The following is a 21,534-nucleotide window of genomic DNA, read 5'->3' as shown; positions in this document are numbered from 1 at the left end:
TTATTTTTCCTGTCCTTTCTGCAATGCCTGATATGCCAATGTGGAAGCAAGATGAAGCGATTCATGAGTGCCGGCATCCACCCACCAGCCCGTTAACACATCATACGTGAGCTGGCTGTGTTCAATGTATAAATTATTCACATCAGTAATTTCAAGCTCGCCGCGCTTTGAGGGAGAGATTTGTTCAATATAGGAAAACACTTCCGCATCATACATATAAATACCGGTTACGCAAAGATTGGTCGGCGGTTTTTCGGGCTTTTCAATAATGGAACGAATCTTGTTATGCTGTTCATCAATTTCCGCAATCCCGAAGCGTTCAGGGTCATTGACTTCTTTTAACAGCACCTTCGCTCCTTTTCCCTGTTTCTCAAAACGCTCTGTAAAAGGCCGCAATGAATCTTCAAATACATTATCACCTAATAATAAGATGAAAGGCTCTTTTCCGGTAAAGCGTTTTGCATAGGATAAACCGTCTGAAATCCCCGAAGCGGCGGGCTGAACCTGATACGTAACGGTAACACCCAGCTCCTCTCCGGTTCCAATGAGTTTATGAAACTGCGGTAAATATTCTTTTTGAGTGATGAGTAAAATGTCTTTAATTCCGGCTTCTTCAAGCTTCATAATCGACCAATAGATCATAGGATACGGACCTACGGGAAGCAAATGTTTATTGACCGCTTTGGTGAGCGGCATAAGGCGCGAGCCGGTTCCTCCAGCTAAAATAACACCTTTCACGTTAACACATCCTTACGTGCGTTTTTGTACCTGTATTAATGGCCAGATAGCACACCCCGGCTTATGTTCAATATGAAACCTGCCATTATTTCGCCTTCCTGCCCGGCCACAAATGGTAATAGTAGAACGATTGCGCCGCGGTAAAGCCCATTCTTTCATAAAGTCGGATTGCCCTTACGTTGTGAAGCTGCGTCCCTGCTGTTATTGTTTTATGCTGAAGGCGTTCCGATTGTTCTATGATGTCCGCCAATAAATGATAACCGATTCCTTTGCCTTCAAATCCGGGTTTTACAGCCATCAGATCAAGAACAAACTCTTCGCCCCTTGAAAGGCCTTGAAGATAGCCGATGATCTCGCCTTTTTGCTTCGCCACAATGTTTATATCCGCTCTGCCATTTACATTATTCCGTGTCCATTCTTGAAAGATCCGGTTCGCTTCTTCATGGCTGAGATAAGGATCTTGAAAATATCTGCTTTTTATAAATGCGTCCCGGGATAACCGGCAAATCTCATCCGTGTCTTCAGGCTCGGGCGCTGAAAGTTCAAACGGAGCGTCTTCCCCATATAGACAAGCTGGTTTCGTCAGCTTAATCAGACTGCCGACAAAATAAGAGGAGGGAAGTTGCTGCATGACTTGCATCGCTCCTATATCCTCCGCCGGAATCCGAACGAAAATAAAATCAGTCCCCTCCGCCTGCCGGGCCGTATAAAAGGCTTGAAACAGCAGTTTCAGCTGTCCTCTGCTGTTTGCGGCCAGCTGTTTAACGTTCATCACTTGTTTATTAAGCATTTGGCTTTCCCAAAGAGAGTCTTCATATAAAATGACACCTTGAATCTGGTTGTTCTCCAAAAGGCAGAGCGAGGACTCATATTGTTCGTCAGAGGCAAGCTGTTTGCTTTGAAGAAACGCTGCAATCATGTCTTGCGGCAAATTTTCTTTTATGGTGTACAATTAATCAATCCCTTCCTATTTTCACTTTTACACCTATTTTTTAACTCCCCTCTTTTTACGCAAGATGATCCCGCCTGTAATCAACCCCCGTTTTTTCTTTCAAAAATGTTAATAAGGCGTCCGCTGACTGTTCAACCGGATAATTGGCAGCCACAAATTGAAGACGTGCCTGATCGGCTTTCTTATGCATCTCGGGTTTTTCCAGAACCTCAACCAACGTTTTAACCAGATTTTCAGGCTGTTCAAAGATGAATTCTCCGAGTGATTCGTAGTAGGGGTAAGAGCGGCTCCCATTTGATCTTCCGATGAAAGCGGGCTTTTGAAACAGCATGGCTTCAAGGCCGACTGTGGAGGTTTGGGTGATCGCCGCATCAACGTACGGGAGAATATCATACAAGCCCATTTCTTTTTTAATCACTTTACAGGCTTTATGTTTTTTCATCGCCGCTTGATACACGCTGAGCTTATTTTTGCCGATTTCCCACGGGTGAGGCTTGATGACAAGCTGAAGATGCTGATGGTTCATCAGCTCATTTATCACACCGGAATAGAAATCATCTGAAAAAGGCTGTGTAGCGATCAGAATTGTTTGTTTAGATGGGTGAAAGGACAGTTTCCGATGAAAGGTATCCGATTCGATCGGTTTTCTGTGAAAAATTTGGTCAAAACGAGGGTGTCCGGTTATGATGATTTGCTCCGGGCGGCAGCCTTTCTGTTTGTACCACTCTGCTTCATAAGCGCCAAATACAGCTTGATACGAGGTGAAAACAGGCAGAAACGCCTCATCTCCCATGAGTGCGCCATGCTGGAGACAAATGCTTACAGCCTTTTTCTTTTCACATGTCAATGCGAGCACTCTGCTGTAGATGTCTTCAGTGGTCCCTACCACAACGGCGGAAATCTTTTCAGTCTCAAATAAAGCGTCTACCGCATCAATCGCTTCTATAAATAAAGGAATGTCCTTAAAAAGCCGATTTTGAAATGCTTCATCTCCGAATACCGTGTGTGCCTCCAAGGCGGAAAGTATGGAGGAAGCCTTTTCGATATACGGCTGAGGGTCTCCTTTTTTGTCCGATGCCGCAAGATCAAGTTTAGAAATCACAGGCAAATCGCAATGATGCGGCAGGCTCCATCTCGCCAAAACAGCCGTTGTCGCAGGGTCAAATTGATAATAATTTTCGTCGATAAACCGCAAATGATCGAAATGCAAAATGACCTTTCCCAGAGCAGGTGCTTCATCAGCCGCTTTTTTTATGCTTTGTTTTTTGATGTCAAAAAAGGCCTGAATCTGCTCTTCAGCGATGTGCTGCTCAGCCGGTCCAAAAAGCTCCGCATCAGTTTCCATGCTCTCTCTCAGTTCAGGGCTGATATATTGGTAAAAATTACTGAGCAATGCAAGCGGAATATCCTTATAGCGAAGTTTGTCAAAAAACATGACAAACTGCCGATACAGCACCCAGTAATTAGCTAAGTAAGCCGACAAGCTCTCACCCCTTTCTAAGCTTTTTTAATGATTCACGCAGATCCCGGCAGTTTTGCTGAGGCGGGAGATTCCGAACGAATTCATTTTTTTCTTCTTCAAATAACTGAAAATGAATGGACTGATCCGTAATATAGTTAAGATCAAGCTCTTCGGTTATCGGATAGAGCGGGTAAAAATGATTGACCCTCCAAAAGAAACGGGCATCTCCAATCCGGTAATACTCCGGGCTTTCATCCCAATAGGAGCCAAACGTAGCCTTGACCTTCTCCAATACTGAAAATCTGTGCATCACCGAACAATGGTCGACCGCGCATGGTGCGTTCCACATCACTTGATTGGCCGGTCTGACGGTCTCTTTCACGACTTCCTGCTGCTGATTTAAATGATAGGTTTTAGAGCTTGAATAAATGATATCTTTCTCAGGATGAACATCAAGCTCATGCGCCATTTTCCTCAAACGGTCCGGCATGTAGATGTTATCGTCTGTCGCATATGTGATGTATTCGCCCTCGGCTAATTCAATTGCTTGATTGATAAGCGCTGAATACCTTGTTTTCTCTGTTCTTTCTTTCACTCCGGACACATCACTTTTATAAAAACGGACATGAGAATCCTTCAAAAAAGGCCGGATTTCATTCAGGGTTTCTTCGTTTGAATTGTCATCCATAATCAGCAATTCAAAATCCGGAAAGGTCTGAGCAAGGATACTTTTAATGGACTTTGCCACATAATCACTTTTATTGTAGCTCGTCATAATCACAGAAACCTTTGGCACATCCTCACCTCCTTCTTGAAAACATTCACTCCTGAAACTAACGTTATCATATGTTCCATATGCTCAAGTTGCGCCAGGAATACAGACTATAATGCGAAAACGACCAAAAAAACAGCAAACACCCTCATGCAAATCAGGCTATTTTCCGCTTCCTCATGTCATTTTAGGATTCATGGCTGTCCCCTGTTCATTTTGCGCATAAACTTTGTGCCGTTTACATATGGTTGAAGAGATGAAAATTGTAACAGCGACCCAGATCGTTTTTTCATCGGAGGTGAGTCATCTAAAGCGGTCATTCCATACAATCAAAACCGATATTCGATAAGACTCGAGGCGGGAGATGATCCTTAATGGTTTTTATAAAAAGGAGGAACGAAATGAAACCGAAAAAGAATCAGTATCAGCAAATGCAAGGATTTGATATGCAGGGGTATCAGCCGCAATTCGGCCCCAATCCTTATCCGCAGCAGCAAGGACAGGGGGCGCAAATGCAGGGACAGCAAGGATTTGGCTTTCCATCCCAACAGCAGCAAGGCGGAGGGTTTCCGACCCAGCAGCAGGTCGGCGGATTTCCGACTCAGCAGCAAGGCGGAGGGTTTCAAATACCGTCTCAGCAAACGGGCGGTTCTCCATCTCAAAACGTACCCGGCATGCTTCCTATTGAAGAATCGTATATCGAGAATATCCTGAGGCTGAATCGGGGAAAAACCGCCACGATTTATATGACGTTTGAAAACAGCAAGGAGTGGAACTCAAAAATATTCCGCGGGGTGATACAAGCGGCTGGGCGTGACCACATTATCATAAGCGATCCGAAAACAGGGACCCGCTACCTTCTCTTGACGATTTATCTTGATTACGTCACGTTTGATGAAGAAATTGCTTACACCTATCCATATTCGATGGCCTCCTATTCGCCTAGATAAATAAAAAGCCAATCTCTCACTCTGTGAGGATTGGCTTTTTTTCTTTATAAATATTTAACAGCCGCAACGACGATCATAATCCATGAAACGATAAACGCCACACCGCCAAGCGGTGTAATGGCGCCGAGTATGGAAACCTGCGTCACGCTGAGAATGTACAAGCTTCCGGAAAACAGCACAATACCTGCAAACATCAGCCAGCCCGCCGCAGTGACGCTGCCGACACCTGAGAGCTTATCGGCAAGAAACGCGACAGCCAGCAGCCCAAGCGCATGATACATATGATATTGCACGCCTGTATGCCAGACCTGAAGATATTTATCAGGAATTTTCCCTTCAAGACCGTGCGCGCCGAATGCGCCCAGCCCTACTGCGACCAATGCATTAATCGCGCCTAATATTAAAAATAATTTCATCTATTCCTCTCCTGCCTTTTCGCTAAATTGATATGTTTATCATAACGCACATGAACCAAAATTCAACGATCGTCCGACGATGACACGAGATTGTCAGATTTCCTCTTTCTCCAAAGCTGTAATTGATCTGCCCCTATCGCAACTAAAGTGCCCAGGACAAGCCCGTTGCTCAGTAGCGAAATAAAAATCGGGTGCATGCCCGTTAATGCGCTTTCAGGAATGAACATTACACCAACGCCGGTGAGCAGAGAAAGACCGATCACGGTACGGACCCGCTTTGTCTCCGTGTTCTCATATGAATCGAATTCGGCGAAAGCCAAACCCGCCATTGTTGAAAACACGACAAAATTCACCGCAAACCCGACAGGTGACGGCAGGCTCGCAAACGCATTCATAAAGAAAGGGATGATACTGATGATAATAATAATAGCGTTTCCTAATAAAAATGGTTTTTTAGAAGGCATTTTCGTTGTTTCAATAAACCCAGCCGCGCCTGAAATCGGCACCGGCGCAATTGCCCCGGTCAAACCGCTGAGCAAATGGCTGAATGAAGCCGCGAATCCGGCCGGTCTTTCATGATGCCGCTCCGGCTTGCCTCCGAACTTTTTCACAGCCAGCTCGACGACTCGTATGCTCGCCAGCATATTAACAATCAGCAAAATGGTAATAAACAGTGACGTAATCACAAGGCCGCTGTCAAAGATCGGCTTTCCGAACGGAAACAGCGCCGGAAGCTGAAACAGACGGTCAGGCATTTGAATCGGTTTGGCGGCACCCGCGATAGCAAACAGCACCCAGCCGCCGAATAACGCCAGTAAGATTGAATATTGCTTTAAAAAAGACACCTTTGAATTGCTCATCATAAAAGTGGCCGCTACCACAACCATGGCGAGGCCAAATACGAGACCGTCGACACTGTCCTTTAAATAGCCGATCCCAAGCAGCCCTTTTATAATCGGCTGACTCAGCTGCATAACTAGAAGCAGCAAATACACACCCGTTACAACAGGTGTAAATAGAACCGACAGTCTTTCAATAACTTTACATACACTAAATATAAAGAAGAATACCGCGCTTAACAGCAGCGCGCCCTGCAATGCCCGGAGTGTATCTCCAAACGTGGCAAAGACCGTGCCCGTCAAACCGCCGTAAATTGTATAAACACCCCACCACAAGCCAGCCGGGCTTTCATTTATAGGTAGGCGGTGTCCCTTGAGACACTGAATGATCGCAGCAACCCCCAGCACAAAAAAAGTGCTTTGAATCAATCTGGCTGAATCAGAGTGATCTAATTGAAACGATTGCGCCACCGCCACCGGGACCACAATCGCCGCCGCAATCATAAAAGCCGTCCATTGCAAGGCGCCAAGAACCAATTTCAAATCAATCAACCTTTCCTGTTAAAAATCGAATAATGAATCGCCGTTTCCGTCTTCTTCGCTCTTCTCTTTTTCCTTCTTGCGATACTGGCTCAGCCCGGCGCTGCCCATCATTTTTTCCAGCAGCATCGGGTCTGCCGCAGGCGCCGCAACAGGAGACGCGGTTATAGTCGGTGAAGCTTCTGGCGAACGAGGCGTATCTGAATTGTCCATGACGACGTCGCATAAAGAACGGACGACTGCTATATGCTGTTTCAGCTCCTCATCCTGCTGTGCCGTTTTGGCCTCTTTCAGCTCCTCTTCCATCTTCTGAAGTAACGCGGATATATGAATATTCATGAAAGAATCCTCCATCTGAAAATTTCGTACTACCTGCATTTTATCAAATTCCTGACATCAATGCAGATGCGAGTTTGTTATTTTTTCTGACAAGCTTTGCGCATTTGACAATCGAAAAATCATTCTTCCATAATGAACTGACCGTCACATACAGAAAGGAGAGTCGGAATGAACAACATTCCCTCTATCATCAGCCGGCATCAAGCGTTTTTCACAGCAGGACATACAAGATCAATTAAAGCGCGGCTTGACGCTTTACGTAACGTAAAACAAGCCATCAAAACCTATGAAGCTGATGTATTATCCGCTCTCTATCAGGATCTCCACAAATCAGAGCACGAGGCTTACACGACAGAAATCGGAATTGTTCTTAAAGAAATAAGCTTTGTCATGAAACGTCTGAGAAAATGGGCCAAGCCGAAAAAAGTAAAAACGCCATTGACCCATATCGGCTCACAAAGTGTGATGATACCCGAGCCTTATGGAACGGTTTTGGTGATTGCGCCATGGAATTATCCATTTCAACTGGCTCTTTCTCCGCTCATCGGGGCTATTGCGGCCGGAAATACAGTCATCGTAAAGCCGTCAGAATATACACCCGCCGTTTCAGCGGTTCTTTCCAGCATCATTCGCGACGTGTTTCCGTCTGGCTATGTCACCTTAGTTGAAGGCGGGCCTGATACCAGCACAGCATTATTAAAACAGCCCTTCGACTATATTTTTTTCACCGGAAGCGTCTCCGTAGGAAAAATCGTGATGGAAGCAGCTGCTAAACAATTAATTCCCGTGACATTGGAGCTTGGCGGCAAAAGCCCTTGCATCGTCCATAAGGATGCTGATATCAAGCTCTCCGCCAAACGGATCGTCTTCGGGAAATTTACAAATGCAGGCCAAACATGCATTGCGCCTGACTATTTAGTCGTTCACGAGGAGATAAAATCGGAATTCGTTAAAGAAATGAAGCATATAATCGGCGAGTTTTTCGGTCACCAGCCGGAGCTGAACCCGGCCTACGGCAAAATCGTCAGTGAGCGCCACTTTCAGCGGCTTATCGGCTTTCTGAATGACGGCATTCCTCTAACCGGCGGCAAAGCGGATCATAAGCATCACAAAATCGCCCCAACGATTCTTGATCAAGTCAAGGATGAAGCGCCTGTGATGCAAGAAGAGATCTTCGGGCCGATTTTCCCGCTGTTTACCTATCGCAGCACCGACGAAGTCATTGCGATGGTGAACGCACGTCCGAAGCCGCTTGCCCTTTATTTATTTACAAATCATAAAACGGCCGAGCAACACATCTTAGAAAACATATCGTTCGGCGGCGGATGTATAAATGATACATTAATGCATGCGGCTACACCATATCTGCCATTCGGCGGTGTCGGAGAAAGCGGAATCGGACGCTATCACGGGTTCGACAGCTTCAACACGTTTACACATAAAAAAAGCATTTTGAAACAAACAAACCGCTTCGACCTTGCTTTCCGTTATCCTTCCTCAAAAATTGGGCTGCGTTTGATACGTAAATTATTGAAATAAAAAAGCGCAGAACACGCCTGCGCTTTTTTCTATGATAAATCTTGAATGCACCATTGAATCGGCTCTTGACCCATTTCTTCTAAAAAAGCATTCGCCCGTGAAAACGGCTTGCTTCCGAAGAATCCGTTCCTCGCCGAGAATGGGCTTGGGTGAGTCGACTCAATGATGAAATGCTTGGACGTGTCGATCCGTTCTTTTTTCATTTGCGCATGCCTGCCCCACAGAATAAAAATAACCGGCTGCTCTCTCTCATTCAGCACGTCAATGACCCGGTCTGTCAGCTGCTCCCAGCCTTTTCCCTTATGGGAGTTGGCTTGGCCGCGCCGCACCGTTAACACCGTATTTAAAAGCAGGACTCCCTGCTTCGCCCAGCTGACGAGCGAACCGTGGTTCGGTATGCTGCATCCCAGATCATCCTGAAGCTCCAGAAAGATATTTTTTAGTGAAGGCGGCTGCTTTACGCCCGGTTTCACAGAAAAACTTAAACCGTGGGCTTGGCCGGGACCGTGATAAGGATCTTGGCCAAGAATCACTATTTTTACGTGTTCGTAGGCAGTATAGTGCAAAGCATTATAAATATCCTTGCTTTCCGGGAAAATCGTTTCATTTGCATATTCCCGTTTCAGCATTTCTCTCAGTTGTTGATAATATGGTTTTTCAAATTCATCTTTCAGCTGATCCCACCAGCTGTCCTCTAAAAGCTGCTTCAAGGCTGTAATCCTCCCTTATGAGCGGTGAAGTCTGGAATAAACGGGCTGCCCGTCCCAAACGATGTCGCTTGCTGCTTCACGCCTTTTCATGTCAGGCTCTTCTAACAAGACGGCGAAATTTTTTGTCGGAAGCTCCCCGAGCCCATGCTTCTCGCTCAGCCGGTCTAAATATTGTTTCCGTTTGGCGCCAAGGTCGCTGGACTGATTGTCGCCTGCGTCAGAAAACGCATAAATCACACTTGCGCAAGCAACACGCTTGACCCGGTGCTCTTTCGCCGCTCGCAAATAAAAATCCCAATCCCAATAGTTATGAACCTCAGGATCAAAATACCCTAATTCATCGTGCAAAAAACGTCTGTACATACTGCCGGACGGCACATATGTGGAGAATACTCTCATGTCTTCATAGTCGGCCGTATAGGCGAATAATTTCCGTGACAGCGGATATCTCGTCCCGTTTCTTTCTTCAAATGAAACAATTTCCGCATCAGAATGGACCAGATCCGCCGTTTCCATTTCCTCCGCCATCCTCTTAAGATGGCCGGGCGTAAAGAAATCGTCATCATCACAAAGCATAATACAATCGCCCGACGCCTGTTTGACACCGGCATTTCTGGCTAATACATGCCCCGCGTTCTTTTCTAAATGGAGAACAGCAATCGGAAGTTCGGCATACAGTTCTTTTACATGATCAACCGATTCCCCCGCGTCATTTACGATAATGATTTCATATGGATTCATCGTTTGTCTAGAGATCGACTCAAGCAATTCGCATAAGGCCGGAATTCGATTATACGTCACAATTACAATGGATATCTTCATGATGCTCTCCTTCTTAATTTATTGTCATGTATTATTAAAACACAAATTCAACAAGAGAACAGTGGGCATTTCCTACCGATCAACAAAGAGCAGCGTAATTCCGATCAGCAGCAAAAGCAAGAGAACGAGATCTCCCCAGACGCGATACAGTCTTCTTTTCATATCAGCCCCGTCAGCAAATACTTGATGCCGCAATTTATATTGATAAACAGGGAGCAATACAAACGCATAAAAAGAGCACAAAAAAACAAACGCCGGAGGAACAAAACCGCATCCCGCATCATCCCACTCATAAACAATGTCCGCTACGCTTGCGCCATCTATAAAAAAGAGAGCGAACATTAAAACCAGCGGCACCAGCGAACCGATTTGAAAATCAATCCATCGCAGCTTTTGATCAAACGCAAATTTCGCAGCCCAAAACCAGCCAAACGCATACAAAAAAAGCATCAGAAAAACGCCGAAAAACATAAAAAAAGCATCCGGGAGCCAGCCAAACAAAAAGGCAGGAAAAACAGCCGCAGCCATAGCGGCAAACATGCCAAATACAACAAAAAAGAAGATAGCTATATGAACGATTAATCCGTATAGAAACGATTGTATTTTCATTTTAATTATATTCCTCTCGGTATGTAGTAATTCTATGTAGTTTGGTGAAAAAAATTAGGCAAGACGGCGCCTGCCTAAATAACAGCCCAGCCGGCTGCATGCCGGAAAAAGCATGGTCGCAACGGCACAGGCCAATACAAAACCCGGTGTGAGCATAGCTTGAAACAGATCAGCCGGCACAAGACCGAACAGAAAGACAAGCATAAAACACACATTCGGCGCCATGGAAACCGATACTGTATAATGTACAAGCCTCTTCCCGCTTAAACCGAATTCCCTTCCCGCCTGATACCCAATAAACATCCAATAAAGCAGATAACCGCCTAATATCAGCCAAACAGACACGGAAATTCCGCTCCACACTGCTTTCACAAGCGGATGAACGGACCATACATGGATTATGGTTAAGGCTGCACCCGCAGCAAAGAGTGATAGGTTGCAAAAGAAATGAAATAATAAAAACCCGCGGGGAGATACGGATGTTTCTTTTTTAAAGGAATGAATAATGTCAGCCGGCGATCCGACCTCGTGCCAAATACGCATCATCGCTTCCTTTTCGGTTTTCCCTTCATTCAGGTAATGAGCAAATGCCTGGCCGATATGGCTTTCCAATTCCTCCATCCATTCATCAATGTCCGGCAGATCTTGCAGCCCTTTTTTGATCTCGTTTACGTAATCGTCTTTATCCATTCTGTCCGCCCCGTTTCAGCATGCGGTCCATCATCGTCGAAAACAGACTCCACTCCTTCATCCGCTCAAGAAGAACCGCTTGTCCTTCATCTGTTATGCGGTAATATTTCCGATCAGGCCCCTTTGACTGCTTCTCCCAATAAGAAGAAATATAACCTTGGCGTTCAAGCTTATGAAGCGACGGATAAAGGGTGCCTTCCTTCATTTGCAGTTCATTCCCGCTTCTTTGCTCCATTTCTTTGACAAGCTCATAGCCATACATCGGCCGTTCGTTAAGCAGCGTTAAAAGCAAGATGACGGTACTGCCCTTTACAAGCTCACGATTAAACATATTCAAAACCCCTACCTAGTAATATTATGTAGCATTTTACGAAACCTCAATGTCATTGTCAATTCATTCCTGATAGGCTTCAATATTGTGATCAAGAGAAAATCTAACTATAATGAGGTATAAAACATGATGGAGGTTTACTTATGTCAATGCACAAAGCACTCACTATTGCAGGCTCGGATTCCAGCGGCGGCGCGGGGATTCAGGCTGATTTAAAAACGTTTCAAGAAAAAAACGTCTACGGAATGACAGCTTTAACGGTTATCGTGGCGATGGACCCCGAAAACAGCTGGGATCATCAGGTATTCCCGATTGATCCGGACACCATCCGCGCCCAGCTGGCAACGATTGTTGACGGAATTGGCGTTGATGCGATGAAAACAGGCATGCTCCCAACCGTTGAGATTATCGAGCTGGCTGCAAAAACGATAAAAGAAAAACAGTTAAAAAATGTAGTCATTGATCCCGTGATGGTATGTAAAGGAGCGAACGAAGTTCTTTATCCTGAGCACGCTGAAGCGTTGCGTGAGCAATTGGCGCCGCTTGCGACAGTCATTACGCCAAACCTTTTTGAAGCAAGCCAGCTAAGCGGAATGGACGAATTAAAAACAGTGGAAGACATGAAGGAAGCAGCAGAAAAAATTCACGCGCTCGGCGCCCAATATGTCTTAATTACAGGAGGCGGCAAACTCAAACACGAGAAAGCCGTAGATGTTCTGTATGACGGAAAAACGGCTGAAGTTCTTGAAAGCGAAATGATCGACACGCCTTACACACACGGAGCAGGCTGCACATTCTCCGCCGCCGTCACAGCAGAGCTTGCGAAAGGAACTGAAGTGAAAGAGGCGATTTACGCGGCAAAAGAATTTATTACAGCAGCGATTAAAGAATCGTTCCCGCTGAACCAATATATCGGACCGACGAAGCATTCTGCGATGCGCTTCACTGAAAAATAAACAAATATCCCCCTCTATTCAAGAGGGGGATTATTTCACTTTAAGATTTCTCGCTGATGATCTCAGAAACGCTTCAATAGATTGAACAAACAGCGCGTACTCCTTCATTTGTTCGTATGTAACAGTAAGCTTTTCTCTCATTTCATTATGAGGCATGGACCCTCCCAGCATTTTTTTGAGCTGGAGTAAGACCTCTTTATATTCTTCTCTCTTATCCTCTACTTGATCTGCTGCCTTTTCTAAACATTCCGGCGTTATCTTCTGTTCATTCAAATTCAAGAAAACAACTCCTTAAAAATAGTAGTCTATCGTTGAAGAATAGCACAGATGGCATAGATTTCACATAAGAAAAAAGGATTATTTTTATTGACCAACTGGCCATATCGACACATTCTTTCCGTTTTCCCAGCGGAATTAACAGAGACCTCCTCATTTCCCGGGAAAGGAAAATACTTTTCGCTAAGCACTTCTTCTTCATCTTTTAGAGAAAACATCGCAAATCATTATGTGAAAACAGTCACAATATATACCTGCACAGAAGGCAGAAGACACACCATGGAAACTTAAGCATTACTTCAGGTTGAACAACTTACTTATTGTCATATTATTATTTTGATCAATGATCCTTAATCAATTTGTCTAATGGCTCTTGCCGGATTACCGCCTACCAACGTATTATCAGGAACGTCTTTTATTACCACAGAGCCAGATGCGATTACAGCGTTATGTCCAATTGTTACTCCTGGGTTAATAATTGCTCTTCCGCCAATCCAAACGTTATCCCCAATTGTAACTGGTTTTCCATATTCAGCTCCACTTATCCTCTTTGCACTATCAAGGGGATGAGAAGCTGTATAAATATGAATTCCAGGCCCCATAAGACAGTTATCTCCAATATTCACCTGACAAACATCTAAAATAACACAGTCATAATTGGCGAAAAAGTTATTTCCTACATGGATATTATAACCATAGTCACAATGAAAAGGAGGCATTATAGATATATTATCGCCAGTTGAGCCAAGCAGCTTTTGTAATAGAGTATTACGGCTTTCGCTGTGACCTTCAACTCTTTGATTATACAATCCCGTTAATTTTTGTGCGTGTTCTCTTTCTCTCACCAGTTCCTGATCATCTGCAAAGTATAAATCTCCGTTAAGCATCTTTTCTTTTTCAGTCTTTTGCATAATATTTATTCTCCTTATCATTCGAATCTTAATAAAATCTTTGGTCACAGTATATAGTAAACAACTTTATCGTTTTTAAAATATTCTTATTACTAAATAAGCATGCGACAAGAAAAAATTGCAGTTAAAAGTGATAGAGACTTTATTCTAATTCAGTGCCCAAACGGAAACCTTCATCCCCGTATTCCCATTTGATTTCACTGTCACCTCATGATTTTCAAGGGAAGGAAAATATCTTGCACTGAATACCTCTTCCCCTTCGTTGATAAAGATTTCTAAAGACGACGCATCTATAAACATGTGCAGCGTATGCAAACGATTAATATGGCAATGCCTTTCTTCCGTTTTTTCGCCGTCAAAGCTTACCCGATTCAATGTTACAAGCCCTTCATCCTTCCGAAATATAAAACGTGCCGCTTTGCGAATGTCGAATTCAAATCCTGAGAGAGTCTGGATATTCTCAATCAAAATCTCCGTTCTTTCAACGTCCTCCACCAGAAGCGCTTCGGTTGATTGATGCAATTTCACATCGATTGTTTGCTCATTGGTCCGCATTGCCTTCATCTCAGGCAGCGGCTGTTGTATCAGTTTCTCCCCTGATAAAGTCAGCAGTCTCGGCAGCGTCATACAGTGAATCCAGTGATTCTCAATTGTCGGATGAGATGTTTCATCCTGGCCAGGAACACCCATCCACGCAAACATGATCCGCCGTCCCCGTTCATCTTCAAGGGTTTGGTGTGCATAAAAATCAAAACCGCAATCAAGCTCGGTAAAACCGCCATGCTTCATCTCGGGCTTATCATAATCAAGCCGTCCGACAAAGTATCCTGATTGATTCACATTTTGAAAATGAATGCCTTCCGCGTAAAGCCCTTGCGGTGAAACAAGCAGCACATCATGCCCCTGAAGAGAAAACAAATCAGGGCATTCCCACATATACCCGAAATCTTTAAGTCCATTGAATCCCGGACCAGTAATCGGACCCAGAAATGTCCATTCCGTCAAATTGTCAGAAATAAACAGAACCGCACTGCCTTTAAGGTTCTCCGTTTGTGCTCCAATGACCATATACCACTTGCCGTCATGCTCCCACACCTTTGGATCGCGAAAATGAGCCGTATATCCTTCAGGAAGGCGGGCGACAACCCCCTTCTTTTCAAAGGTCCGCCCATCATCAGACACAGCAAGGCATTGGTAGGTTTCCCGATTCCCGTCCTGATCCCTGACATTCCCTGTGTAAAAAAGATAGAGCTGACCATCCTTTCTGACCGCGCTGCCAGAGTAACAGCCATTTTTGTCATACCATTCGCTTGGTGCAAGCGCAATCTCTTCCCACACCCAATTCACAAAATCCGTCGTCGAATAGTGCCCCCAAAATTTAGCGCCATGCCCCGCATGAAACGGCTGCCACTGAAAAAACAAGTGATAAATCCCCTTCCAATGAATCACCCCATTCGGATCATTCATCAAACCTACCGGCGGCATAAGATGAAAATGCTGGCGGTACGGATCCATTTTGACAATATGCTCTTTTCTCTCTATCTCTTCATAAGCCCGGCGACGCAGTTCTTGATCATGTTTTGTCATTTTTTCCTCTCCTCATTCTCATTAATCTTCATTACAAATGCCGCAATAAATGCCGTTACGCCAGCAATGGACATGCCAATGAGATAGTTAGCCAGATTCCCAAATCCGAACGGCGCTGCAATCGCGATCATCGGTATTCCGGTTAGTCCGTAAGCGTTAGCAGCCACATGAGTAAGAACTACATAAGCTCCTCCCAATGCGCCCCCGATCATCGCAGCAATAAACGGCTTTCGGTAACGGAGGTTCACGCCGAAAATGACAGGCTCTGTAATTCCGAGAAAAGCAGAAAACGCAGCGGGAAGAGCAATTTCTTTCGTTTTTGCCTTTTTCGCCAAAAAGAATACTGCTAGGCCTGCGCCGCCTTGCGCGACATTGGCCATTGACCAGATCGGCAGCAAATAGTTCTTTCCAAGGTCTGAAATGAGGCCGGCCTCAATCGCATGGAAGCTGTGATGAACGCCTGTCAGCACGATAAGTGAATAAGCTCCTCCAAAAAGAAGGCCCGCCATAAATCCAGCATGGTCATAAACAAAGGTTAAAACAACAGTAATGCCGGAGCCAAGCGCTCTTCCGAAAGGACCAATCGCAATAAAGGCGACAAATCCGGTGACAATCACCGTCACAAACGGCGTAACAAGCAGATCCACTGCATGAGGAACGACTTTTCTTGTCCATCTCTCCACCTTGCTCATAACATAAACCGCTAAAAGAACCGGTATAACTGTTCCCTGATAACCGAGAAGCGCGATATCAAGCCCGAAAAGATGCATATAATCAGGTGACGCTTCCGCCAATCCCCATGGATTCAGAAGATTAGGGTGAATCATGATCCCCCCGATCACCGCTCCCAGATACGGGTTGCTGCCAAACTCTTTCGAAGCGCTGACTCCGATCAAAATCGGCAGAAAGATAAAGGCCGCGTTTGAAAACATATCGAGCAGCTGTAACAGCGCGGAATCTTCACTCATCCAATGAAAAGCATTTATCATCCCCAGTAATCCCATTAAGAGTCCGCTGGCCACGATAGCCGGGATGATCGGAACAAATATGTTAGAAAGCGTTTTCGCAAATCTCGCCGCAGGATTCAGTTTCTGTTTTGCAGCGTCCTGGTGATTCACATCCTCTTCACGTTCTAAATCAGCTTCTTTAGAAAAAGCATCATACACCTTATTCACAAGGCCTGTTCCAAAAATAATCTGATATTGCCCTGAGCTGCTGAAAGCGCCTTTAACGCCTTCAAGCTCTTCCACTTGCGCTTGATCTATTTTTTGTTCATCTTTTATCACCAAACGCAGTCTTGTGGCACAATGAGCGGCGCTGATGACATTTTCTTTTCCTCCGAGAAGCATAATAAGGCGTTTTGCAGTCTCTCTGTAATCCATCTTTTTTCTCCCCCTTTTTAAAAACAAAAAAGACCTAAAATTCGCCAACGAATAAAGGACACAGCGATCCTTTTTCATTTACGCAAATTTTAGGTCTTGCCTGCTTTACCAGTCACAATCCCGCTTGATTTAGTTTTAGAATGCGCTTTCATCATAAAATATGATAGCGTTTTCGTCAACAGTTTTTTTAAATACCAGTCATAGGATGTTGAAGAGCAATGGACCTTCCCTACACAGAAGGCAGGAGACATGCTATGGAAAGCTTTTTTCATTCCGATGTCTCCAAAAGGAGAAGGGCAAAGCTGTTTGCCATGCTGCTCTTTGTGTTCTGTTTTTTCATTTCCGGTTAAGAACACAGTATCGCAAATATATGCACCTTCGCGATCGCACTTTCCATCGACCATCCAGATACAGTAACATTGATGGGAGCTGTCAGAAACCTGATGCCCGTGACGCTCGGAAATCTAACCGCGGGCACCGCCATGATGAGATTGTTATATCATTCGCTAAATGCAGACAAATAAAAAAACTTCCAGAGATCAGGCTCTCTGCAAGCTCAGGGGGCAGTTATTCCGAGATATTTTGAAGACGCTGGACATGCAGCGTGATATAACCGGCCTCGGACTCCGGCAGATTCAATTGATATTCATTTTTTAAAAACTCCGCCAGCTCAAGCGCACACTGATAAGCAAAAGAATACTTTTTTTGGATGAAACAAAGCATCTCATCGTCCATGACATGAAGCGCTTCATTTGATTCCAACCGGGTGACTGCATATCGTAAATGCGTGACAAGGCGTTGATAGGAAATACTATTTTCGTCCACCTTTCGATTAAAATAGGTTTCTATTTTCTCTATCATTTCTTTAATCATTGTCGTATGTTTCAGCGCTGAATACATACTTTCCGCATCCATCTTCGCGGTATGGATGTGAAGGGCGATGTATCCTGCCTCATCATCAGGCAAAGACACACCCAATGTCTCTTTTACATGAGCGATGGCCCATAGGCCGATCTCATACTCATTTTTATAGAGCGCTTTAATCTCATGCAGCAATTTATTCTGCACAAACAAACCATCTTGAATCCTTTCGATCGCAAAGGACAAATGATCCAAAAGCGCGATATGAATGTGGTCGTTCAACGGTGCAGCGAGCTTTCCTTCCGCGTAGCTGATAATGTTTTCAGCCGCTTCTATGTGCGCCTCGGGCAGCGTTTGAAGAATCTGTTTGAACTTTTCATTCTCGTCGTGCACGACAAAGATCTTCTCGACTCTATTACTGGGAATGATATCATTTTTCCCTTTTTGAAACGCAATTCCCGGGCCCATCACAATTTTTTCCTGGCCATTCTCTTTTATGACAGCCGCATTGTTGTTTAATACCTTATCTATTTTCAAGAGGTCCTCTCTCCCGCCAAATTAGCCTTTATGAGCGGATTGTACCTCCTTTTATTCTTTGTGTAAAGATTCCCGGACCCGCTCTCTCCCGCTTTGGCGATTCCTTGAATGCATTCAGCCATCGATTCTTATAGCCGGCTGCTGCTTGCAGTTTTTCTGTTTCTCTATCATAAAGCGCCCCCTCCGAATCCGATAACGAGAATACCCCTCCGGCTTGGACTGCCGCATTCCGCTGATATGTACCTTGAATCATATTGACCGCTGCCGAAACCATTTTTCGTTCCGCCGGCGCAGCCCAGTTCATCAGAAAGACCATCCACACCTTTAAAGATACAAGCAAACGTTTCATCGCAAAACATCCCTCCGCTTCTTATTGCAGGCAGCCTTTGCAGCCAGCCTGTTTTTCTTTCTTGACGCTGTCACCGGAAAAGACGGCCGAATTCTTTTCTGGCAAACTAGCGGCTCTAGCAAACTCATGACTCTATGATAGACCGAATGAAAGGAATTCTTTGTCACAATATGAGTGAAAAAACAAACTAGTTTTAAGAAGTTTTGTTGAATGCTGCTCGAAACGGAATGAAAATTAGGGAACCGATCAAAAAAATTATTCACACGTTATCCCAAAGATAAGAACAACTTAATCACAGGGTATATCCACATATCCACATTCTCTATCAATATTTTGTATAGGAACATATATTCCCAACTATATATATACACAGATTTATTAAGTTATTCACAGGGTTCTGTGTATAACTCCCTCTTTATACACAAAAAAACCCATAAATGAGCCAAATGTCACAAGGATTTTTTTGAATTTTCAAGAAATATATACTAGATATTGTTAACTATCAAAAGGGGGAAACACATTGAAAAACGGGATGATTCGCTTTTTGCTCTTGAGTTTTGTATTATTCTTTACGTTATCCACAAGTATCACAGGTGTTCAGGCCGTTCCGGCTTCGAAGGAAAAGTCGCCTGACCTGGAAAAAGCCGAAGTATTCGGTGACATTGATATGACGACCAAAAAGCAAACGACCGTTATTGTTGAGTTAAAAGAAAAATCTTTAGCCGAAGCAAAGGATGCAGGCGAAAGCCAGTCGAAAAACAAACTGAAAAACGCCCGCTCAAAAGCGAAAAGTAAAGTGGCAAAAGCGGTGAAAAACGGGAAGGTTCACCGAGAATATGAGCAGGTATTTTCAGGCTTCTCTATGAAACTTCCTGCCAATGAGATTCCAAAACTCCTTGCCGTTGAGGATGTAAAGGCCGTTTATCCGAATGTAACCTATACGACCGATCATCTGAAGAAGAAGGACATCACTATTGCCCAAGACGCCATTTCTCCGCAGATGGATGAAAGCGCACCTTACATTGGAGCCAATGATGCATGGGATCTAGGCTACACAGGCAAAGGGGTGAAAGTCGCTGTTATTGATACCGGCGTCGAATATAACCACCCTGATCTGAAGAAGAATTTCGGTCCATATAAAGGATATGATTTTGTAGACAATGATTACACGCCTAAAGAAACGCCGGTCGGCGACCCTAGAGGTGAAGCGACCGATCACGGAACACACGTAGCTGGGACAGTTGCTGCAAACGGAACGATTAAAGGTGTTGCGCCGGATGCCACTCTCCTTGCGTATCGTGTTCTTGGGCCTGGAGGAAGCGGCACGACTGAAAATGTGATCGCCGGTGTGGAACGCGCCGTACAAGACGGCGCTGATGTGATGAACCTCTCTCTTGGAGATACAGTGAACAGCCCGGACTGGGCCACAAGCACCGCGCTAGATTGGGCGATGTCAGAAGGAGTCGTAGCCGTCACCTCAAATGGAAACAGCGGGCCAAACGGCTGGACAGTCGGATCGCCGGGTACTTCAAGAGAGGCAATTTCAGTCGGAGCAACCCAGCTGCCGCTCAATGAATACGTCGTCACATTCGGCTCTTTCGCCTCTGCCAAAGTATTGGGCTATGACAAGGAAAACGACATGAAAGCGCTAAACCACAAAGAATTAGAACTTGTGGAGGCGGGACTCGGCGAAGCAAAGGATTTTGAAGGAAAAGATCTGACAGGTAAAATTGCTGTTGTCAAAAGAGGAAATATTGCGTTTGTGGAAAAAGCGGACAATGCAAAAAAAGCCGGTGCAATCGGTATGATTGTGTATAACAATTACGCAGGAGAAATTGAAGCCAATGTCCCGGGTATGTCTGTACCGACAATGAAGCTTTCACTAGAAGACGGTGAAACACTCGTCAAAAATATCCAAAAAGGCGATACAAAGGCAACATTCGAATTGACTGTTTCTAAAGCGCTGGGCGAACAGGTCGCTGATTTCTCATCCCGCGGTCCCGTCATGGATACATGGATGATTAAACCGGATATTTCCGCACCCGGCGTCAACATTGTCAGCACCATTCCGACACATGACTCTGACAACCCGTACGGATACGGATCTAAGCAAGGAACAAGTATGGCATCGCCTCATATTGCCGGTGCGGTTGCGGTAATAAAGCAGGCCAAGCCTAAATGGAGCGTCGAACAAATTAAATCCGCCATCATGAATACAGCTGTGACATTAAAAGACGGAGATGGCAAGGTGTATCCGCATAATACCCAAGGAGCGGGCAGCGCAAGAATTATAAACACCCTTAAAGCCGACTCCATCGTTTCTCCGGGAAGCTATTCATACGGCACATTTTTGAAGGAAAAAGGAAAAGAAACGAAAAAAGAAACCTTTACAATTGAAAACCAATCCTCCATCAGAAAGTCGTACCAGCTTGAGTATTCATTTAACGGTAACGGCATTACAACGTCAGGAACAAGCCGTGTTGTCATTCCTGCCCGCCAAACCGGAAAAGCCGTTGCCAAAGTAAACGTGGATACAAAAAAAGCAAAGGCCGGTACCTATGAAGGAACGGTTACAGTAAGAGAAGGCGGAAAAACAGTCGCCAAGATTCCTACATTGTTAATCGTAAAGGAGCCTGACTATCCGCGAGTCACTTCAATTGATGTAAGTGAAGGTTCTGTACAAGGCACCTACGAGATTGAGACTTATCTTCCGGCTGGAGCCGAAGAGCTGGCATTTCTCGTATATGACCAAAATTTTGAGTTCATGGGCCAGGCAGGCATCTACAAAAACCAAGATAAAGGTTATCAGTACTTTGATTGGGATGGTAAAATCAACGGTGAAAGCAAGCTCCCGACCGGTGAATATTATATGCTCGCCTATGCGGCTAACAAAGGCAAATCAAGTCAGGTTCTGACGCAGAAACCTTTTACTGTCGAATAATAAGAAGCCTTGCCGAGAAAGACTC

General features: G+C 44.8%; 22 protein-coding genes and 1 pseudogene. 5 read left to right on the top strand and 18 right to left on the bottom strand.

What is annotated here, in order from left to right; translation table 11 throughout:
- The 4 genes from AXI57_RS01575 to AXI57_RS01560 all read right to left on the bottom strand — a co-directional run bounded on the left by AXI57_RS01575 (position 1) and on the right by AXI57_RS01560 (position 3,948).
- On the bottom strand, positions 1 to 738 hold the full coding sequence (locus tag AXI57_RS01575) for a sugar phosphate nucleotidyltransferase (RefSeq protein ID WP_061669054.1): 738 nt from the start codon (positions 736 to 738) through the stop codon (positions 1 to 3).
- An 85-nt stretch (positions 739 to 823) separates the two neighbouring features.
- Positions 824 to 1,690 carry a GNAT family N-acetyltransferase gene (locus AXI57_RS01570; protein ID WP_061669053.1) on the bottom strand — a complete coding sequence of 289 codons (867 nt, stop codon included), beginning with the start codon at positions 1,688 to 1,690 and terminating at the stop codon, positions 824 to 826.
- Between the two features lie 55 nt (positions 1,691 to 1,745).
- Entirely contained in the window at positions 1,746 to 3,173 is a 1,428-nt protein-coding gene (locus tag AXI57_RS01565) for a capsular polysaccharide export protein, LipB/KpsS family (protein WP_061669052.1), read from the bottom strand.
- A gap of 4 nt (positions 3,174 to 3,177) precedes the next feature.
- Positions 3,178 to 3,948 carry a glycosyltransferase family 2 protein gene (locus tag AXI57_RS01560; protein WP_061669051.1) on the bottom strand — a complete coding sequence of 257 codons (771 nt, stop codon included), beginning with the start codon at positions 3,946 to 3,948 and terminating at the stop codon, positions 3,178 to 3,180.
- 377 nt (positions 3,949 to 4,325) lie between these two features.
- Between AXI57_RS01560 and gerQ the strand changes: the two genes are divergently transcribed.
- Positions 4,326 to 4,874: a spore coat protein GerQ gene (gene gerQ / locus AXI57_RS01555; protein ID WP_010790277.1), complete on the top strand. Its 549-nt coding sequence runs from the start codon at positions 4,326 to 4,328 to the stop codon at positions 4,872 to 4,874.
- Positions 4,875 to 4,918: 44 nt separating this feature from the next.
- Here gerQ and AXI57_RS01550 read toward each other — a convergent pair whose 3' ends face one another.
- The 3 genes from AXI57_RS01550 to AXI57_RS01540 form a co-directional block, all read right to left on the bottom strand.
- Positions 4,919 to 5,290, bottom strand: a complete 372-nt coding sequence (locus AXI57_RS01550) for a DUF423 domain-containing protein (RefSeq protein ID WP_003326444.1) — start codon at positions 5,288 to 5,290, stop codon at positions 4,919 to 4,921.
- Positions 5,291 to 5,352: 62 nt separating this feature from the next.
- Positions 5,353 to 6,672 carry a purine/pyrimidine permease gene (locus AXI57_RS01545; RefSeq protein WP_061669050.1) on the bottom strand — a complete coding sequence of 440 codons (1,320 nt, stop codon included), beginning with the start codon at positions 6,670 to 6,672 and terminating at the stop codon, positions 5,353 to 5,355.
- Between the two features lie 18 nt (positions 6,673 to 6,690).
- Positions 6,691 to 7,047 carry a YwdI family protein gene (locus AXI57_RS01540; protein WP_238380156.1) on the bottom strand — a complete coding sequence of 119 codons (357 nt, stop codon included), beginning with the start codon at positions 7,045 to 7,047 and terminating at the stop codon, positions 6,691 to 6,693.
- Positions 7,048 to 7,176: 129 nt separating this feature from the next.
- Between AXI57_RS01540 and AXI57_RS01535 the strand changes: the two genes are divergently transcribed.
- A complete protein-coding gene (locus AXI57_RS01535) occupies positions 7,177 to 8,547 on the top strand; it encodes an aldehyde dehydrogenase (RefSeq protein WP_061669048.1) in 1,371 nt (456 codons plus the stop codon).
- Between the two features lie 29 nt (positions 8,548 to 8,576).
- On the opposite strand, the gene AXI57_RS01530 is transcribed toward AXI57_RS01535, so the two are convergent.
- From AXI57_RS01530 to AXI57_RS01510, 5 genes are all read right to left on the bottom strand, one after another.
- Positions 8,577 to 9,257 carry a uracil-DNA glycosylase gene (locus tag AXI57_RS01530; RefSeq protein ID WP_003326440.1) on the bottom strand — a complete coding sequence of 227 codons (681 nt, stop codon included), beginning with the start codon at positions 9,255 to 9,257 and terminating at the stop codon, positions 8,577 to 8,579.
- A gap of 15 nt (positions 9,258 to 9,272) precedes the next feature.
- Positions 9,273 to 10,079, bottom strand: a complete 807-nt coding sequence (locus AXI57_RS01525; RefSeq protein WP_003326438.1) for a glycosyltransferase family 2 protein — start codon at positions 10,077 to 10,079, stop codon at positions 9,273 to 9,275.
- Between the two features lie 72 nt (positions 10,080 to 10,151).
- Positions 10,152 to 10,688, bottom strand: coding sequence for a hypothetical protein (locus AXI57_RS21660; RefSeq protein WP_061669047.1), 537 nt, complete (start codon positions 10,686 to 10,688; stop codon positions 10,152 to 10,154).
- A gap of 54 nt (positions 10,689 to 10,742) precedes the next feature.
- Positions 10,743 to 11,378, bottom strand: a complete 636-nt coding sequence (locus AXI57_RS01515) for a hypothetical protein (RefSeq protein WP_061669046.1) — start codon at positions 11,376 to 11,378, stop codon at positions 10,743 to 10,745.
- Positions 11,371 to 11,709: a PadR family transcriptional regulator gene (locus AXI57_RS01510; protein WP_061669045.1), complete on the bottom strand. Its 339-nt coding sequence runs from the start codon at positions 11,707 to 11,709 to the stop codon at positions 11,371 to 11,373. Before AXI57_RS01510 ends, AXI57_RS01515 begins: the two co-directional genes overlap by 8 nt.
- A gap of 143 nt (positions 11,710 to 11,852) precedes the next feature.
- On the opposite strand from AXI57_RS01510, the gene AXI57_RS01505 reads away from it, so the two are divergent.
- Positions 11,853 to 12,665: a bifunctional hydroxymethylpyrimidine kinase/phosphomethylpyrimidine kinase gene (locus tag AXI57_RS01505; protein ID WP_003326433.1), complete on the top strand. Its 813-nt coding sequence runs from the start codon at positions 11,853 to 11,855 to the stop codon at positions 12,663 to 12,665.
- A 30-nt stretch (positions 12,666 to 12,695) separates the two neighbouring features.
- Here the strand turns inward: AXI57_RS01505 and AXI57_RS01500 are convergent, their stop codons facing one another.
- The 4 genes from AXI57_RS01500 to AXI57_RS01485 all read right to left on the bottom strand — a co-directional run bounded on the left by AXI57_RS01500 (position 12,696) and on the right by AXI57_RS01485 (position 16,821).
- The gene (locus AXI57_RS01500; protein ID WP_003326431.1) at positions 12,696 to 12,944 is read right to left on the bottom strand and encodes a hypothetical protein; all 249 of its coding nucleotides are present in this window, start codon (positions 12,942 to 12,944) and stop codon (positions 12,696 to 12,698) included.
- 347 nt (positions 12,945 to 13,291) lie between these two features.
- Positions 13,292 to 13,852, bottom strand: coding sequence for a sugar O-acetyltransferase (locus AXI57_RS01495; RefSeq protein ID WP_061669044.1), 561 nt, complete (start codon positions 13,850 to 13,852; stop codon positions 13,292 to 13,294).
- A 147-nt stretch (positions 13,853 to 13,999) separates the two neighbouring features.
- Complete coding sequence (locus tag AXI57_RS01490; protein ID WP_061669043.1) at positions 14,000 to 15,439, bottom strand: sucrose-6-phosphate hydrolase; 1,440 nt, start codon at positions 15,437 to 15,439, stop codon at positions 14,000 to 14,002.
- Positions 15,436 to 16,821, bottom strand: a complete 1,386-nt coding sequence (locus AXI57_RS01485; protein ID WP_003326428.1) for a sucrose-specific PTS transporter subunit IIBC — start codon at positions 16,819 to 16,821, stop codon at positions 15,436 to 15,438. The genes AXI57_RS01490 and AXI57_RS01485 overlap by 4 nt, the downstream gene beginning before the upstream one ends.
- A 261-nt stretch (positions 16,822 to 17,082) precedes the next feature.
- Here AXI57_RS01485 and AXI57_RS20590 point away from each other — a divergent pair.
- Positions 17,083 to 17,345: pseudogene (locus tag AXI57_RS20590) on the top strand (formate/nitrite transporter family protein); the annotation flags it as partial.
- A gap of 43 nt (positions 17,346 to 17,388) precedes the next feature.
- Here the strand turns inward: AXI57_RS20590 and AXI57_RS01475 are convergent.
- Together AXI57_RS01475 and AXI57_RS01470 are read right to left on the bottom strand one after the other, a co-directional pair.
- The gene (locus AXI57_RS01475; protein WP_061669041.1) at positions 17,389 to 18,219 is read right to left on the bottom strand and encodes a PRD domain-containing protein; all 831 of its coding nucleotides are present in this window, start codon (positions 18,217 to 18,219) and stop codon (positions 17,389 to 17,391) included.
- Between the two features lie 28 nt (positions 18,220 to 18,247).
- Positions 18,248 to 18,568 carry a hypothetical protein gene (locus AXI57_RS01470; protein WP_061669040.1) on the bottom strand — a complete coding sequence of 107 codons (321 nt, stop codon included), beginning with the start codon at positions 18,566 to 18,568 and terminating at the stop codon, positions 18,248 to 18,250.
- A 520-nt stretch (positions 18,569 to 19,088) separates the two neighbouring features.
- On the opposite strand from AXI57_RS01470, the gene AXI57_RS01465 reads away from it, so the two are divergent.
- Positions 19,089 to 21,509: a S8 family peptidase gene (locus tag AXI57_RS01465; RefSeq protein ID WP_061669039.1), complete on the top strand. Its 2,421-nt coding sequence runs from the start codon at positions 19,089 to 19,091 to the stop codon at positions 21,507 to 21,509.
- Positions 21,510 to 21,534: the final 25 nt, after the last annotated feature.

The organism is Bacillus atrophaeus, from assembly GCF_001584335.1.
GTDB lineage: Bacteria > Bacillota > Bacilli > Bacillales > Bacillaceae > Bacillus > Bacillus atrophaeus.
The sequence above is the reverse complement of the archived record's forward strand: the minus strand, read 5'-3'. Positions and strand labels throughout refer to the sequence as shown.

Coding starts and splice junctions, on each gene's coding strand:
- gerQ (WP_010790277.1), top strand. CDS start 4,326: ATGAAACCGAAAAAGAATCAGTATCAGCAAATGCAAGGATTTGATATG.
- AXI57_RS01550 (WP_003326444.1), bottom strand. CDS start 5,290: ATGAAATTATTTTTAATATTAGGCGCGATTAATGCATTGGTCGCAGTA.
- AXI57_RS01540 (WP_238380156.1), bottom strand. CDS start 7,047: ATGCAGGTAGTACGAAATTTTCAGATGGAGGATTCTTTCATGAATATT.
- AXI57_RS01535 (WP_061669048.1), top strand. CDS start 7,177: ATGAACAACATTCCCTCTATCATCAGCCGGCATCAAGCGTTTTTCACA.
- AXI57_RS01525 (WP_003326438.1), bottom strand. CDS start 10,079: ATGAAGATATCCATTGTAATTGTGACGTATAATCGAATTCCGGCCTTA.
- AXI57_RS21660 (WP_061669047.1), bottom strand. CDS start 10,688: ATGAAAATACAATCGTTTCTATACGGATTAATCGTTCATATAGCTATC.
- AXI57_RS01515 (WP_061669046.1), bottom strand. CDS start 11,378: ATGGATAAAGACGATTACGTAAACGAGATCAAAAAAGGGCTGCAAGAT.
- AXI57_RS01510 (WP_061669045.1), bottom strand. CDS start 11,709: ATGTTTAATCGTGAGCTTGTAAAGGGCAGTACCGTCATCTTGCTTTTA.
- AXI57_RS01505 (WP_003326433.1), top strand. CDS start 11,853: ATGTCAATGCACAAAGCACTCACTATTGCAGGCTCGGATTCCAGCGGC.
- AXI57_RS01495 (WP_061669044.1), bottom strand. CDS start 13,852: ATGCAAAAGACTGAAAAAGAAAAGATGCTTAACGGAGATTTATACTTT.
- AXI57_RS01490 (WP_061669043.1), bottom strand. CDS start 15,439: ATGACAAAACATGATCAAGAACTGCGTCGCCGGGCTTATGAAGAGATA.
- AXI57_RS01485 (WP_003326428.1), bottom strand. CDS start 16,821: ATGGATTACAGAGAGACTGCAAAACGCCTTATTATGCTTCTCGGAGGA.
- AXI57_RS01470 (WP_061669040.1), bottom strand. CDS start 18,568: ATGAAACGTTTGCTTGTATCTTTAAAGGTGTGGATGGTCTTTCTGATG.